The sequence below is a fragment of the Bacteroides sp. 1001302B_160321_D4 genome, from assembly GCF_015667765.1.
Lineage (GTDB): Bacteria > Bacteroidota > Bacteroidia > Bacteroidales > Bacteroidaceae > Bacteroides > Bacteroides xylanisolvens.
This window is the reverse complement of sequence record NZ_JADPLO010000032.1, coordinates 51,893-67,351: the sequence shown is the minus strand read 5'-3', so window position 1 is coordinate 67,351 and position 15,459 is coordinate 51,893. Positions and strand designations below refer to the sequence as shown.

Annotated in this window: 12 protein-coding genes, 3 tRNA genes and 1 riboswitch; of the genes, 9 read left to right on the top strand and 6 right to left on the bottom strand. The window is 44.0% G+C overall.

The annotated features are described in order from the left end of the window. Positions 1-176 precede the first annotated feature (176 nt). From KFO40_RS13645 to nspC, 4 genes are all read right to left on the bottom strand, one after another. Positions 177-252 (bottom strand) — tRNA-Gly (locus KFO40_RS13645). 37 nt (positions 253-289) lie between these two features. After that, positions 290-371 (bottom strand) — tRNA-Leu (locus tag KFO40_RS13640). 32 nt (positions 372-403) lie between these two features. Further along, positions 404-476, bottom strand: a tRNA-Gly gene (locus KFO40_RS13635). A 118-nt stretch (positions 477-594) separates the two neighbouring features. Then, positions 595-1,734, bottom strand: a complete 1,140-nt coding sequence (nspC, locus tag KFO40_RS13630) for a carboxynorspermidine decarboxylase (protein ID WP_118408859.1) — start codon at positions 1,732-1,734, stop codon at positions 595-597. Between the two features lie 176 nt (positions 1,735-1,910). Here nspC and KFO40_RS13625 point away from each other — a divergent pair, with 176 nt between their 5' ends. After that, positions 1,911-2,468 carry an NAD(P)H-dependent oxidoreductase gene (locus tag KFO40_RS13625; protein WP_008015701.1) on the top strand — a complete coding sequence of 186 codons (558 nt, stop codon included), beginning with the start codon at positions 1,911-1,913 and terminating at the stop codon, positions 2,466-2,468. A gap of 271 nt (positions 2,469-2,739) precedes the next feature. On the opposite strand, the gene KFO40_RS13620 is transcribed toward KFO40_RS13625, so the two are convergent. Together KFO40_RS13620 and KFO40_RS13615 are read right to left on the bottom strand one after the other, a co-directional pair. After that, positions 2,740-3,432, bottom strand: coding sequence for a glycine zipper family protein (locus KFO40_RS13620; RefSeq protein ID WP_128858977.1), 693 nt, complete (start codon positions 3,430-3,432; stop codon positions 2,740-2,742). Positions 3,433-3,457: 25 nt separating this feature from the next. Then, entirely contained in the window at positions 3,458-5,836 is a 2,379-nt protein-coding gene (locus KFO40_RS13615) for an ATP-dependent helicase (RefSeq protein ID WP_117809617.1), read from the bottom strand. Between the two features lie 146 nt (positions 5,837-5,982). On the opposite strand from KFO40_RS13615, the gene KFO40_RS13610 reads away from it, so the two are divergent. The 8 genes from KFO40_RS13610 (at position 5,983) to thiH (ending at position 15,457) form a co-directional block, all read left to right on the top strand. After that, positions 5,983-7,722: an RHS repeat protein gene (locus KFO40_RS13610; RefSeq protein WP_211146471.1), complete on the top strand. Its 1,740-nt coding sequence runs from the start codon at positions 5,983-5,985 to the stop codon at positions 7,720-7,722. 75 nt (positions 7,723-7,797) lie between these two features. After that, entirely contained in the window at positions 7,798-8,415 is a 618-nt protein-coding gene (locus KFO40_RS13605) for a superoxide dismutase (protein ID WP_008022648.1), read from the top strand. Between the two features lie 148 nt (positions 8,416-8,563). Next, positions 8,564-10,546: a sensor histidine kinase gene (locus tag KFO40_RS13600; RefSeq protein ID WP_211146470.1), complete on the top strand. Its 1,983-nt coding sequence runs from the start codon at positions 8,564-8,566 to the stop codon at positions 10,544-10,546. 55 nt (positions 10,547-10,601) lie between these two features. Beyond that, a riboswitch (TPP riboswitch) is annotated at positions 10,602-10,695 on the top strand. Between the two features lie 60 nt (positions 10,696-10,755). Then, on the top strand, positions 10,756-10,956 hold the full coding sequence (gene thiS / locus KFO40_RS13595) for a sulfur carrier protein ThiS (RefSeq protein ID WP_008017057.1): 201 nt from the start codon (positions 10,756-10,758) through the stop codon (positions 10,954-10,956). Between the two features lie 4 nt (positions 10,957-10,960). Further along, the gene (locus KFO40_RS13590; RefSeq protein ID WP_008022656.1) at positions 10,961-11,581 is read left to right on the top strand and encodes a thiamine phosphate synthase; all 621 of its coding nucleotides are present in this window, start codon (positions 10,961-10,963) and stop codon (positions 11,579-11,581) included. Between the two features lie 181 nt (positions 11,582-11,762). Next, positions 11,763-12,536 (top strand): thiazole synthase, encoded by a 774-nt coding sequence (locus KFO40_RS13585; protein WP_004313165.1) that lies wholly within the window; start codon positions 11,763-11,765, stop codon positions 12,534-12,536. 12 nt (positions 12,537-12,548) lie between these two features. Further along, positions 12,549-14,246: a phosphomethylpyrimidine synthase ThiC gene (thiC, locus tag KFO40_RS13580; protein WP_008017054.1), complete on the top strand. Its 1,698-nt coding sequence runs from the start codon at positions 12,549-12,551 to the stop codon at positions 14,244-14,246. Positions 14,247-14,332: 86 nt separating this feature from the next. Beyond that, a complete protein-coding gene (gene thiH, locus KFO40_RS13575) occupies positions 14,333-15,457 on the top strand; it encodes a 2-iminoacetate synthase ThiH (protein ID WP_004313167.1) in 1,125 nt (374 codons plus the stop codon). Positions 15,458-15,459: the final 2 nt, after the last annotated feature.

Sequence of the window (15,459 nt, the reverse complement as noted above, 5' to 3'; positions counted from 1 at the left end):
ATCGTTTGGGAAGAGGATGTTTTCATGATGCAAAAATAAGAATTTTAACGCAATCCCCCAAGGTTTCAGACTGAGCCAATATTAGCCCGATTATTCAACCATATATAAATCAGAATTCATCAATCATAAATAAAAAAAGGTTGCCAATCTTATCGACTGACAACCTTATGTCTATATGGAGCGGAAAACGAGACTCGAACTCGCGACCCTAACCTTGGCAAGGTTATGCTCTACCAACTGAGCTATTTCCGCAAACTAAATTTCGTCATTCAGAATTCTGAAAGATGGGTGCCCAGAACAGGACTCGAACCTGCATGCCTCTCGACACACGCACCTGAAACGTGCGCGTCTACCAATTCCGCCACCTGGGCAAAACTTAGTTCCATTATTTCAAAGAAACAAGAGCGGAAAACGAGACTCGAACTCGCGACCCTAACCTTGGCAAGGTTATGCTCTACCAACTGAGCTATTTCCGCATTTTTTCGTTTGCGGTTGCAAAGGTAGGGATTTTCCGTAAACCTGCAAACATTCTGCATACTTTTTTCACAGAAATCTGTTCACTTTGCATCGACCGCAAAACAATCATTTTGATTATCAACTCATTCGGCCACGATAATCTTCATAAGAAAATTGCTTGTATATTTCAGCTTTCCCCTCTTTGGTCCAGATAGCAATGGCAGGATGGTGAATTCCGTTAAACATATTTGTCTTGACCATCGTATAATGAATCATATCTTCGAACACAATACGTTCTCCGATCTGCAAAGGATGATCGAAGCTCCACAATCCCATATAGTCACCGCTCAAACAGGAATTTCCTCCGAGACGATAAATATATTTTCCTTCGTTTCCCATTTCCGCACCACGCACGGCAGGCTGATAGGGCATTTCCAAACAATCAGGCATGTGGCAAGTGAAACTGACATTCAAAATAGCCGTCTTGATTCCACGACTTTCCACAATATCCACCACTTCGGAAGTCAGCACTCCCGTCTGCCAGGTAAAAGCCGAACCGGGTTCCAGGATAATTCGCAGATGAGGATGGCGTACTTTTAATCCTTGCAACAGTGTTATCAAATGTTCGATATCATAGTCTTTACGGGTCATCAGATGTCCACCACCGAGATTCAACCACTTTATCTGTGGAAACCAACGGGAAAATTTGGCTTCGAGATGTTCCAATGTACGTTCCAACTCATAGGAAGAAGATTCACAGTGACAATGGCAATGGAAGCCTTCAATGCCTTGCGGTAATACATCGGGCAACAAATCGGCTGTTATCCCAAAACGTGTACCGGGTGCACATGGATTATAAAGTTCTGTTTCCACTTCCGAGTATTCGGGATTTACACGAATACCACAAGAAATACCACTTCCTTCTGCCACCACCATCGGATAGAAACGCTCGAACTGCTGCATCGAGTTGAAAGTGATATGACTGCTGCAACGCATTATTTCAGGAAAATCCTGTTCCGTATAAGCTGGAGAATATGTATGTGCCTTACTTCCGAATTCTTCCAGTGCCAAACGGGCTTCATACACCGAACTTGCCGTAGAATGGTCTATATATTCACGGAATATAGGGAAAGAACGCCACATGGCAAACGACTTGAAAGCAAGAATAATCTCCACTCCCGCCCTGTCGGCTACGTTTTTTATCAAACACAGGTTCTTTCTTAAAAGTTCTTCTTCCATGATATAACAAGGAGAAGGAAACTGATTAAAATCTATCATATATAAAATTATTATCTGAACTGACGTCTTACGAACGTGGATGCAAAAGTACAAATTCAAAAGCAAAGAGGGATTGTTTTATTTTTAATTAAGATATTGGTTTTCGCGAACTTTTTCTTATTTTTACACCTTATATATTATAGTAAGTATTGTATCATCCTAAATACCCGATTAAAATGAATAAAGATTTAAGAAAAGTAGTGATTCTACTGGCACATCCTAACATCAAAGAATCACAAGCAAACAAAGCATTAGTTGATGCTGTCAGTGACATGGAAGGAGTGGCGGTTTTCAATCTTTACGAGCTGTCACAGGAAATTGCTTTCAATATAGATGAATGGAGTAAAATCATTTCCGATGCTTCGGCTGTCATCTATCAATTTCCTTTCTATTGGATGTCTGCACCGTCATTACTAAAGAAATGGCAGGATGAAGTCTTTACTTTTCTATCCAAGACTCCGGCTGTCGCCGGCAAACCGCTAACAGTAGTAACGACCACGGGCTCCGAATACGAGGCTTATCGCAGTGGAGGCAGAAACCGTTTCACTACGGACGAATTATTACGTCCTTATCAGGTAAGTGCTATTCATTCGGGAATGTCATGGCAAACCCCTATTGTGGTTTACGGAATGGGAACAGCAGACGCCGGCAAGAATATCGCTGAAGGAGCAAATTTGTATAAACAACGTGTGGAAATGCTTATCGGTAGCAGTAATGCAGGGAACAATTGGTAAGACTGTAAAAAGCGTAGCTTTATCCTATCTAAAGCTACGCTTTACAGATGCTAAAGCATAGCTTTAGGTTTCACCAAACACTTGTATGCCCCGCCCTGAAATAGAGGTTACTTCTAATCATGACTTCAAACATTGGCTGTGCAAACAAAATGATTATATAAGATAGTGACGCTATCCCACCAACATAGTGACGGTATATGCACAGGATAGCGTCACTATCCAAGGCATATACCGTCACTATATTTAAACCGGATATTTCGGGCTTTTAACTCTAGTTTCCGCGCTGTGTAGGCAAGGTAAATTCCTGCGAATCACAAATCACCCCATTCTCGTCCGCCACTGCGACACGGAATGTCACTTCACCGTCTTTCAACCTTTCACCTGCATGGATCGAAGCCGTATAACGGATACCCTCACCCGGAAGAATTTCCTCAATCATCACCGAAGGAGAGATGCCGAGATGCTTCACCTTTCCTACCGTTTCTACCACAGGAACCACGTTATAGACAGGCTTTCTCCCTTCATTCATAATCTCAAAGATAATCTTGCTATTTTCTCCCGCATCAATCACATGACTACGATTATCATCAATGAAACGGATTTTGCGCAACTTCAGTTGAGAAATAGGCTGCTGCACTTGCGGCTGCTTCTTATACTTTTGCACACGTACTTCCCGCACTTCAGGAATATACGCATCTTCCTCTATCTGCTCTTGTCTCGGTGCCGTCAATGCGTTTCCAATAGCCGCACCGGCAATGGTTCCTACGATATTTCCAATAGCAGAGCCACGATAACCGCCCCTCCAGCCATGATTATTATCTCCGATAAGTCCGCCTATCGAACTTCCCAGACTACCTCCAATAGAAGCACCTGCCATGATAGCTCCCGGATTTCCCATACGCCCCGACGCACATCCACTCAAAAGCAAAGCGGAAAGCAAAATTACTGTTAGTTGTTTCTTCATGAGCCTCTCTATTTAGTGTTATTATTTATTCTACCACTTTAAAACGAGCGAAACGCAACAATAGTTGTTTGTCACCCGCATTTTTAAAATGAATAGTGGCTTTCGCATTGTCTCCCGTTCCTTCCACTTTCAGCACTTCGCCCAATCCGAAACGTTCGTGCTCTATCATCTGTCCGACTTGTACTCCTGCTACCGATGCTGAACCGGAAGACGCCATCTGCGCACTGCTACTTCCACCAACAGCACTTACCTTCTTCAAATTTCTCGGTACACTGGGAGCAATAATCTGTGCTTTCGGACGTTCACGCTGCTCGGAAGAATTACTACCGAAAGGCGCACGCGACGAAGAAGCAGAACGGGCAAAGCCCCCTTCAATCTCCCTGCGGAAACGTCCCGCACCTTCATCCACAGCACGGCTCACTCCTGCTTCATGCGGCAACCGCAAGTAATCAACATCAATATCACGCAGGAAACGGCTGGGACTTCCAAACTCCATCTTTCCGTAACGGAAACGGGTTTTGGCAAAAGATAGATAGCAATGTTCTTCCGCACGGGTAATAGCTACATAGAACAAGCGACGTTCTTCTTCCAGCGCCCGGGGAGAATCTCCGACCATCCCACTGGGAAACAGATTTTCTTCCAGACCAACCACAAATACATTCTTAAACTCCAATCCTTTCGCCGAATGGACGGTCATCAACGTTATCTTTTCCCCATCATCCGCCTTGTCGGAGTCCTGATCGGTGAGCAACGCAATTTCCGAAAGGAAATCAGTAAGAGACACATTCGGATTGCCTTCCTCCTGCCGCAAAGCGCAGAAGTCATTCATACCATTCACCAACTCTTCTATGTTCTCCTTACGACTTAGATTCTCGGGGGATGTGTCCTGACAAACATCATTGATAATACCGGACTGACGGATAATATCCGTTCCTATTTCATAAGCGTTCTTATCCGCCTGATCGGCAATAAAACCTTCTATCAGTTCACGAAAGCCCTGCAGTTTTGCATGAGTTCCTTTGTTTATATCCAGTCCGTAACTCAATGGTTCGCAGACTGCCGCCCAAAGACTTACGCCATGATTGGTAGCCGCTAATATAATCTTCCCGACCGTGGTATCTCCAATGCCACGAGCCGGATAATTGATGATTCGTTTAAACGCTTCTTCATCATTCGGATTCACCACCAAACGGAAATAAGCAATCACATCTTTTATCTCTTTCCGCTGATAGAACGAGAGTCCCCCGTAAATCTTATAAGGCATACTCCGTTTCCGAAGAGCCTCTTCGAAAATACGGCTTTGCGCATTCGTACGATATAGAATGGCAAATTCAGCATATCCGTAGTGATATTCCCGACGTAACTCCGCAATCTTATTAGCCACAATATCACCCTCTTCCACATCACTATACGCCTGAAACACACCGATGGGTTCCCCTTTTTCTTTCTCCGAAAACACAGCTTTCCGTATCTGACGTTCGTTCTTTTCAATCAGGCTATTGGCAGCACAAACAATGGTTTGTGTGGAACGGTAATTCTGTTCCAGTTTAAAGACTTTCGTGTTGGGATAGATTTTCGTAAAATAGAGAATATTATCAATATCCGCCCCACGGAAAGAATAGATACTTTGCGCATCATCTCCCACCACACAGACACGTTGATTCTCCTTTGTCAGTTGCAGAACAATGCTATGCTGCGCATAATTCGTATCCTGATACTCGTCCACCAACACATAACGGAACTGATCGCGATAACGTGCCAGCACTTCCGGAAAGTCACGAAACAGAATATAGGTATATACCAATAAATCATCAAAATCCATCGCTCCCGCCTGACGGCATCTGTCCCAATAACGGGTATAGATGTCACGGATAGCAGGCATCTTGGCAGCCATATCTCCTTCGTAAGCCTCTTTATTGGCAGCGTACCCCGTAGGAGTGACCAAATGGTTTTTTGCATTGGAGATGCGTGCCTGCACTACTCCCGGCTTATAAGTTTTCTCGTCCAACCCCATCTCTTTGATGATGGAACGAAGCAGGCTCTTACTATCAGCCGTATCATAAATGGTAAACTGGGAAGTGAATCCAATATATTGTGCTTCGGCACGAAGAATACGTGAGAAAATGGAATGGAAAGTACCCATCCACAAATAACGTGCCCGTTCCATACCTACCTGCCGGGCAATACGCTCTTTCATCTCGCGCGCAGCCTTATTAGTAAAGGTCAGTGCAAGGATATTCCACGGATTATACCCGTTCTCCTGCTCCAGCAAGTAAGCGATTTTATAAGTCAACACACGCGTCTTCCCCGAACCCGCACCGGCTATCACCAGCGAAGGACCGTCATTATAAGTCACTGCTGCACACTGACTCTCGTTCAATTCATCTATATAATTGGTATTCATAACAGCATTATAAAAACAATGTGGATTTTTAACAAACCCTTGGCACTCAAATTTGTTCTCAATACAAAAGTATAATATTCATTCGAGAATGAAGGTATTTTTATGAATTTTCATCACTAACTATTTTAACCTAACCCCAAAAAGCAATGAAAAGGAGTATATTTTTATCAATTATTTTAAGTTTGTTTCTGGTTGCCTGCATTCCACAGGCAATGGCACAAAAGCAGAGCCGCTTGGAAAAGCTGCTAAGGTATCTGAACGATAATGACGCCGACAAATGGCAGAAAAACCGTGATAAGATAGATGACGAGACGCAAACCTATTATGCCGAAGAACTGGCATTGTTGGACGTTCTCAACGAATTGTGGAACAAACAAAGTGAGCAAGCCGCCACCAACTATTTTGGCTGTTACGAACAAGCTACGAAAGCTTATTTTCCGAATATCTGCGAAGAAGAGAAAATACAGCTTTCCAACGTACAAGACAAAGCGGAACAGGCTGTTATCTCCATCCTGGAAGCATCGAAAGAGCAGATTCCCTTTAGCAAGACATTGATGGACAGCATCCAGTCAAGCGGCTATCCGGCAGACTCCGCCCTCTTGCAAAAGGTGCGGGACATCCGCGAACTGGCCCTACTGGAAGGGATGCTGAAAACACCTGCGCTGAACATCTATCAAACGTATATTTCGGAATATCCGAACGGCAAGTTTATCTCTCAAATCAACACTGCGGAGAACAAACGGCTTTATCAGATCGTAAAGAATAATCCGACCTCTGCGAATTTTAAAGCATTCTTTGATAATGCCGCCATGCAGAAATTCTTCACTGATAAAGATACACGTCCCTTCCTTTCGGAAGTCCGCACGTTATACGACGATTTTCTGTTTCAAGGAATTGACAGCCTCCGGGAGAAAGGAAATGCAACAGCTATCCGACAGATCATTGACGACTATAAGCAATCACCTTACCTGACTTCCACAGCACGTACGCACCTGGATGACCTTGAATATCTTAGTGAAAAAGCTGATTTTGAGCTTTTAAAACCTGCCATTGTCAGTTCCGAATCGTTAAGTATGTTGCAGGATTTTCTTTGCACACACAGATACAAGGAATTTCGCGACCAAGCTAACGCACTGCGGGCACCGTTTATTCTGCAAACAATCATATCCACCCCTACTTCCGTGAAATACTATAATGGAGGGCGATTGATAAAGTCTGCGGAAAACGACAGTACAGGGACCACCTCGACCACTTATTCGTATGACGATAAAGGACAGCTCGTCTCCACCCTGGCACTTACCATGAAGAACGGGCAGCCAGGTAATGAAATACAGACGAATAGATTATACGACCCGCAAGGTCACTGCATCTTTGAGGTACAAACGAATCCGAAAACCAAAACGGATCTCTACCGGCGGACACGCCGTATCGGTACCGATGGAAGTATTGAGAGTGATTCGCTCAAGTATGCAGACGGAAGAGTCGTCATAAGCTCCTACAATAAACAGGGATTATTGACCGAAACCAAAGAATATAATAAGAACGGAGAACTTCAGGCATACACCGCCAACAAATATGATGATAAAGGAAGATTGGTTTCATCCCAACATCAAAACTTGCTTTTTGCCAATTCTCCGGATCAGGTTATTTCACAAAAAGAGGCTTATGAATACGATAAATACGGTTATCTATCGCAGATTGTCTACCAACGGATTTTGGGTAATAACCAAAAAACGTCCGGATGCCTGACTTGCCTGTATGATAAATACGGGAACCGGATTGACGGCAATTCTTATTATGAATATGACAATACGGGCCAATGGATCTGCCGGACCAACCGCGATCACCCGAAAGAGGTGGAACGTATACAGTACATTTACAAATAAAGTAAGATGCTGTGAACATTTTGCAGAAGGCTTCTGTTATTATAGTATAACAAGCCAATTAAAACTTGTAACATTATGAATACTATATTAATGTCTTTAATTATGATGACCATGACTTACGAAATGCCTAAACTTCCTTACGCAAACAATGCGTTGGAACCTGTAATCAGTCAGCAAACAATAGATTTCCATTACGGAAAACATCTACAAACGTATGTAAATAATCTGAATAGCCTCGTGCCCGGAACAGAATATGAAGGTAAAACGGTAGAAGAAATCGTTGCAACCGCACCGGACGGAGCTATATTCAATAACGCCGGACAAGTATTGAATCACAATCTGTACTTCCTGCAATTCGCCCCGAAACCCTCAAAGAAGGAACCAGCAGGCAAACTGGGAGAAGCTATCAAACGCGACTTCGGTAGCTTTGAAAACTTCAAGAAAGAATTCAACGCAGCAGCAGTCGGATTGTTCGGTTCAGGATGGGCTTGGCTATCCGTTGGGAAAGACGGTAAACTGAAAATCACTAAAGAAGCCAACGGAAGCAATCCGGTACGTGCCGGTTTGAAACCACTTCTCGGATTTGACGTTTGGGAACACTCCTATTATCTGGATTATCAGAACCGCCGCGCCGACCACGTAAATGCCCTGTGGGACATCATCGACTGGGATGTGGTTGAAAAAAGAATGTAACCGGATTTACTAGCAAAACTATACTTATGAAAAAGGTCGTTGTGTTTTCACAGCGACCTTTTTTACAGACTAAAAAAACAAACTTTTATTGTATATCAAACGCATTAGTTGTATTTTTGCAACCCATAAACTAGCATAACAAACAATTATGGTACTATATAAAAGAAAAGAGATACGATTTATTGTCTCCATTGCCGTTCTTCTTTTCTTCCCCCTTTTCTGCAACGTTGCCGCCACAGAAGAACCAGAGGAAGAGATCCTGTTCATTACCTCATACAATTCTGACACTAAATATACCTACGATAACATCAGCACATTTATAGAAACCTACACCCAATTGGGAGGAAGATACTCGACCATTGTAGAAAACATGAATGCGACGGATTTAACGCAGGCGCACCAATGGAAAAAAACATTAACCGATATTTTAGACAAACATCCGAAAGCTAAATTAGTAATTCTTTTGGGTGGTGAAGCATGGAGCAGTTTCCTTCATCTTGAAGATGAGAAATATAAACAGCTTCCTGTTTTCTGCGCAATGGCATCACGCAACGGCATCCGTATTCCGGAGGATTCAATCGATATGCGGAACTATAATCCTGTAAGTATCAACTTAACGGAACGAATGAAGGAGTACAACGTAAAATACTGTGATACATACGAATATAACATCAGCAAAGATATCGAAATGATACAGGATTTCTACCCGGACACAGAGCACCTGGTATTTGTATCGGATAATACCTATAACGGACTTGCCGAACTGGCATGGTTCAAGAAAAACCTGCAACATTTCCCGCAGTTATCCATCACCTATATTGACGGTCGCATCCACACACTCGATATGGCTGCCAATCAATTGCGCAATCTTCCCAGAAACACAGCAATGCTTCTTGGTATCTGGAGAATTGACAGCCGGGGGATCACTTACATGAACAACTCCGTTTATGCTTTTTCCAAAGCCAATCCTCTCCTGCCTGTGTTCAGTATGACTTCCACCGCAATAGGCTATTGGGCCATCGGAGGATATGTCCCGCAATATGAAGGAGTGGGAAAAAATATGGGAGAATATGCTTACCGCTTTTTAGACCAGAAGGAAACGGGTATCAGCAGCATCAATGTCTTACCCAACCGATATAAATTTGACGCGAAGAAACTAAAGGAATGGGGATTTGAAAACAAGAAGTTGCCTGTCAACTCAATGGTTATCAATCAGCCTATCCCCTTCTTTGTAGCCTACAAGACAGAAGTGCAATTTATCCTGATTATCTTCCTCGTATTAGTAGGAAGTCTGATGATTTCCCTGTATTACTATTACCGGACGAAAATCCTGAAAAATCACCTTGAAAGAACCACGCAACAATTGCGGGAAGATAAAAAGAAACTGGAAGAGTCTGAAATCGAATTACGCGACGCCAAAGAGCGCGCCGAAGAAGCTAATCAATTAAAAAGTGCTTTTGTCTCGAATATGAGCCATGAGATACGGACACCTTTAAACGCAATTGTCGGTTTCTCCAGCCTGATTATCGGTTCGGTAGAGCAGAATGATGAACTGAAAGAATATGCGGATATCGTCCAGACTAATTCCAATTTATTGCTCCAACTGATTAGCGATGTACTGGATATATCACGCCTGGAATCAGGAAAGCTGCAATTCAACTATGAATGGTGCGAGCTGGTGAACCATTGCCAGAATATGATTACTCTCACCAACCGGAACAAGACAGTGGATGTAGACATCAAACTCCAAATGCCTAAGGAGCCTTACATGCTCTACACGGACCCGTTGCGTCTGCAACAGATTATTATCAACCTGCTGAATAATGCCTTGAAATTCACTCCTGCCGGAGGAAGTATCACGCTGGATTATGAAGTGGACGAAGAAAAGCAATGTATGCTGTTCTCGGTGACAGATACCGGCACGGGAATCCCCGAAGATAAACAGGAACTCGTATTCCAACGTTTCGAAAAGCTGAATGAATTCGTGCAAGGTACAGGGTTGGGACTGGCTATCTGTAAACTGACCATCCAATATATGGGAGGTGATATATGGATTGACAAGAGCTACAAAAATGGCGCCCGATTTATCTTTTCTCATCCCATCAAAAAACAGGAATCAACAGAAAAATGAAAAAAAATCGACTGATTTAGTGTTTTTCTGTTTCTTTTTCGCTTACTTTGCTCCCGTAAAGACAAAGGGGTGCCCCATGAGGGGCTGAGATTATACCCTAGGAACCTGAGGCAGTTAATACTGACGTAGGGATTGTGTTTCTTCTTATCGCCTTTCCATTTAAGCACGCTCTTTGTATTTACTTTCAACTTATTTATTCTGATAGGACAATGAAAGTACAAGTGAACAACAAAGAGGTGGAAATGACTCCTGCTTCTACCCTTACGCAACTGACAGCACAGCTCGAACTTCCGGTTCAAGGCATTGCTATCGCCGTAAACAACAAAATGATTCCCCGTATCGAATGGGAGTGTTTCATTCTACACGAGAACGATAACCTGGTGATTATCAAAGCGGCTTGCGGAGGATAAGGAGATGATTAGTCTACAATTTATCACGCATCAGACCGAACGGTATTCGTACCTCGAATCGGCACGTATGGCACTCGAAGGCGGATGCAAATGGATCCAGCTACGTATGAAAGACGCTCCTCTCGAAGAAGTGGAAGCAGTAGCCCTGCAACTGAAGCCGCTTTGCAAAGAGCACGAAGCAATCCTGATTCTGGATGACCACGTCGAACTGGCCAAAAAGCTGGAAGTGGACGGTGTGCATCTAGGCAAAAAGGATATGCCTATCGACCAGGCCCGCCAAATACTTGGTGAAGCCTTTATTATCGGCGGCACTGCAAACACTTTCGAAGATGTCGTACAGCACTATCGTGCCGGAGCCGATTATCTCGGCATCGGTCCTTTCCGGTTTACTACCACTAAAAAGAATCTAAGCCCTGTACTGGGTTTAGAGGGCTATTCTTCTATTCTTTCACAGATGAAGGAAGCGAATATCGAAATCCCCGTTGTAGCTATCGGAGGAATCACTTTTGAAGATATTCCTGCCATACTTCATACAGGAGTAAATGGAATAGCCCTGTCAGGAACTATTCTCGGAGCAGATAATCCGGTAGAAGAAACACGTAGAATCATTGAAAGTGATTTATAATTTGTCAAATGATAAATGGGATTTTTTAGGCACGGATTACGCTGTTGCTTTATGCAATCATATTTCTAAAACCGTGAAATCCGTGTAATCCGTGCCTAAAATGACAATATCCCGCAGGGAAACCTTGCCGGGGCGCTACGCCCCTAAATTAGCATTTAAATAATCAACTAAAATATATAGAATGGAAAAGTTAGTAATTGCGGGACGCGAATTTAACTCCCGTCTTTTTCTAGGAACAGGAAAATTCAATTCCAATGAAGTAATGGAACAAGCTATTCTGGCTTCGGGTACGGAAATGGTAACTGTTGCCATGAAACGAATCGACATGGATAACAAAGAGGACGACATGATGAAACATATCATTCATCCGAATATTCAGTTATTGCCCAACACCTCCGGTGTACGTAACGCGGAAGAGGCTGTTTTCGCCGCGCAACTGGCTCGCGAAGCCTTTGGAACAAACTGGCTGAAACTGGAAATTCATCCAGACCCGCGCTATCTGCTCCCCGACTCTATCGAAACACTGAAAGCTACGGAAGAACTGGTGAAACTGGGCTTTATCGTGTTACCTTATTGCCAGGCTGACCCTGTACTCTGCAAACGGCTGGAAGAAGCAGGCGCAGCTACCGTTATGCCGCTCGGTGCCCCCATCGGTACGAACAAAGGATTGCAGACAAAAGAATTCCTGCAAATCATTATCGAACAGGCAGGTATCCCGGTGGTAGTGGATGCCGGTATCGGCGCGCCAAGCCATGCTGCCGAAGCAATGGAACTGGGAGCTTCCGCTGTATTAGTGAATACTGCAATAGCCGTTGCCGGAAATCCGGTAGAAATGGCTAAAGCATTCAAAGCAGCTACAGAAGCCGGAAGACAGGCTTACAAAGCAGGATTAGGATTACAAGCCGTCGACTTCGTAGCAGAAGCAAGTTCACCTCTAACGGCTTTTCTTGATTAAAACAAATAAACTATGGAACAAAAAATAAAATTCCCCCGTTCGCAGAAAGTCTATTTACCCGGTAAACTTTATCCGAATATCCGCGTTGCCATGCGGAAAGTGGAGCAAGTGCCCAGTGTCAGCTTTGAAGGCGAAGAAAAGATAGCAACACCAAATCCGGAAATATATGTATATGATACCAGCGGACCGTTCAGTGATGCGGAAATGAACATTGACCTCAAAAAAGGACTGCCCCGCATGCGTGAAGAATGGATCGTGAGTCGTGGTGACGTGGAACAGTTGCCTGAAATTACTTCGGAATACGGACAAATGAGAAGAGATGATAAAAGTCTCGATCACTTACGTTTCGAACACATCGCTCTGCCCTATCGCGCTAAAAAAGGGGAAGCAATCACCCAAATGGCGTATGCCAAAAGAGGAATTATCACTCCTGAAATGGAATACGTAGCGATCCGCGAAAATATGAATTGTGAGGAACTGGGAATTAAAACTCACATTACCCCCGAATTTGTTCGTCAGGAGATTGCGGAGGGACGTGCTGTACTACCGGCCAACATCAACCACCCGGAAGCTGAACCGATGATTATCGGACGTAACTTCCTTGTAAAAATCAATACGAACATCGGAAATTCGGCTACTACCTCCAGCATTGATGAAGAAGTGGAGAAAGCACTGTGGAGCTGTAAATGGGGTGGAGACACGTTGATGGATCTTTCCACAGGAGAAAACATCCATGAAACACGTGAATGGATTATCCGCAATTGTCCCGTACCGGTAGGCACTGTTCCTATTTATCAGGCACTTGAAAAAGTGAATGGCATAGTGGAAGACCTCACCTGGGAAATCTACCGGGACACATTGATTGAACAATGTGAACAAGGGGTAGATTACTTTACCATCCATGCAGGGATTCGCCGTCATAATGTTCATCTTGCCGATAATCGCTTGTGCGGCATTGTCAGCCGTGGAGGAAGTATTATGAGTAAATGGTGCCTCGTACACGATCAGGAAAGTTTCTTATACGATCATTTTGACGATATCTGTGATATTCTGGCACAATATGACGTAGCCGTGTCATTAGGTGACGGACTTCGTCCGGGTTCTATCTACGACGCAAACGATGAAGCGCAGTTTGCCGAACTCGATACCATGGGAGAGCTGGTGCTCCGTGCCTGGGATAAAAATGTTCAGGCATTTATTGAAGGCCCCGGACACGTTCCGATGCATAAAATTAAAGAGAACATGGAACGTCAGATTGAAAAATGCCATGACGCCCCTTTCTACACGCTCGGCCCGTTGGTGACGGATATTGCTCCCGGATACGACCATATCACTTCTGCTATCGGTGCCGCACAAATCGGATGGTTGGGGACGGCTATGCTTTGTTATGTCACCCCGAAAGAACACCTTGCCTTACCTGATAAAGAAGACGTACGCGTAGGAGTAATCACTTACAAGATAGCCGCTCATGCCGCTGACCTGGCAAAAGGACACCCGGGTGCACAGGTACGCGACAACGCATTGAGTAAAGCTCGCTATGAGTTCCGCTGGAAAGACCAGTTCGACCTATCTCTCGATCCGGAACGGGCGCAGACCTATTTCCGCGCAGGACACCATATCGACGGAGAATATTGTACGATGTGCGGACCTAATTTCTGTGCAATGAGATTGTCACGCGATTTAAAGAAAAGCACTAAAAGCAACAAATAATGAGTGGGGAGAAACAAAACGTCAGGCCACTGACCTACCCTCTCCCCTCATTTTAATTTTCAATTTTTAATTTATAATTGAATAAAATGTTCTCAGACGAATTAGAAAAAATATCCTGGGAAGAGACGACAAAAGCCATCTATTCCAAAACAGATGCTGACGTACGCCGTGCGTTGGGTAAAAAAGAGCATCTGGATGTCAACGACTTTATGGCGCTGATTTCACCTGCCGCCACTCCTTATCTGGAAGTGATGGCACGCCTTAGTCAGAAATATACAATGGAACGGTTCGGTAAGACAATCTCTATGTTTGTACCGCTCTACCTGACTAATTCATGTACCAATTCCTGTGTCTATTGCGGTTTTCACATCAGCAATCCGATGAAGAGAACGATATTGACAGAGGAAGAGATTGTCAATGAATACAAAGCCATCAAACGGTTGGCTCCTTTTGAGAATCTACTGCTTGTAACCGGTGAAAACCCGGCCGCAGCAGGTGTCCCATACATTGCCCGGGCGTTGGATTTGGCAAAGCCTTATTTCAGCAACCTGCAAATTGAAGTAATGCCTCTTAAAGCGGAAGAATACAAGGAGCTAACCAATCATGGCCTGAACGGAGTGATCTGTTTTCAAGAGACTTACCATAAAGCAAATTACAAAACGTATCATCCAAGAGGCATGAAGTCAAAATTCGAATGGCGTGTAAACGGCTTCGACCGCATGGGACAGGCAGGTGTACACAAGATTGGTATGGGTGTCCTGATCGGCCTGGAGGAATGGCGAACCGACGTAACGATGATGGCTTATCATCTGCGTTATTTGCAGAAGCATTACTGGAAAACGAAATACAGCGTAAACTTCCCGCGTATGCGCCCGTCTGAAAACGGCGGATTCCAGCCGAATGTAGTCATGAATGACCGGGAACTCGCCCAACTTACATTCGCCATGCGAATCTTCGACCATGATGTAGATATCTCTTATTCTACCCGTGAGAGCGCAGAAATCCGAAACCACATGGCAACACTTGGCGTAACCACAATGAGTGCGGAAAGTAAAACTGAACCGGGAGGATATTTCAGTTATCCTCAAACCCTGGAACAATTTCACGTAAGTGATGAGCGAAAGGCGGTTGAAGTGGAACGTGATTTGAAAAAACTGGGTCGTGAACCCGTCTGGAAAGATTGGGATCAGTCTTTTGATTTTAAAAGATAAAC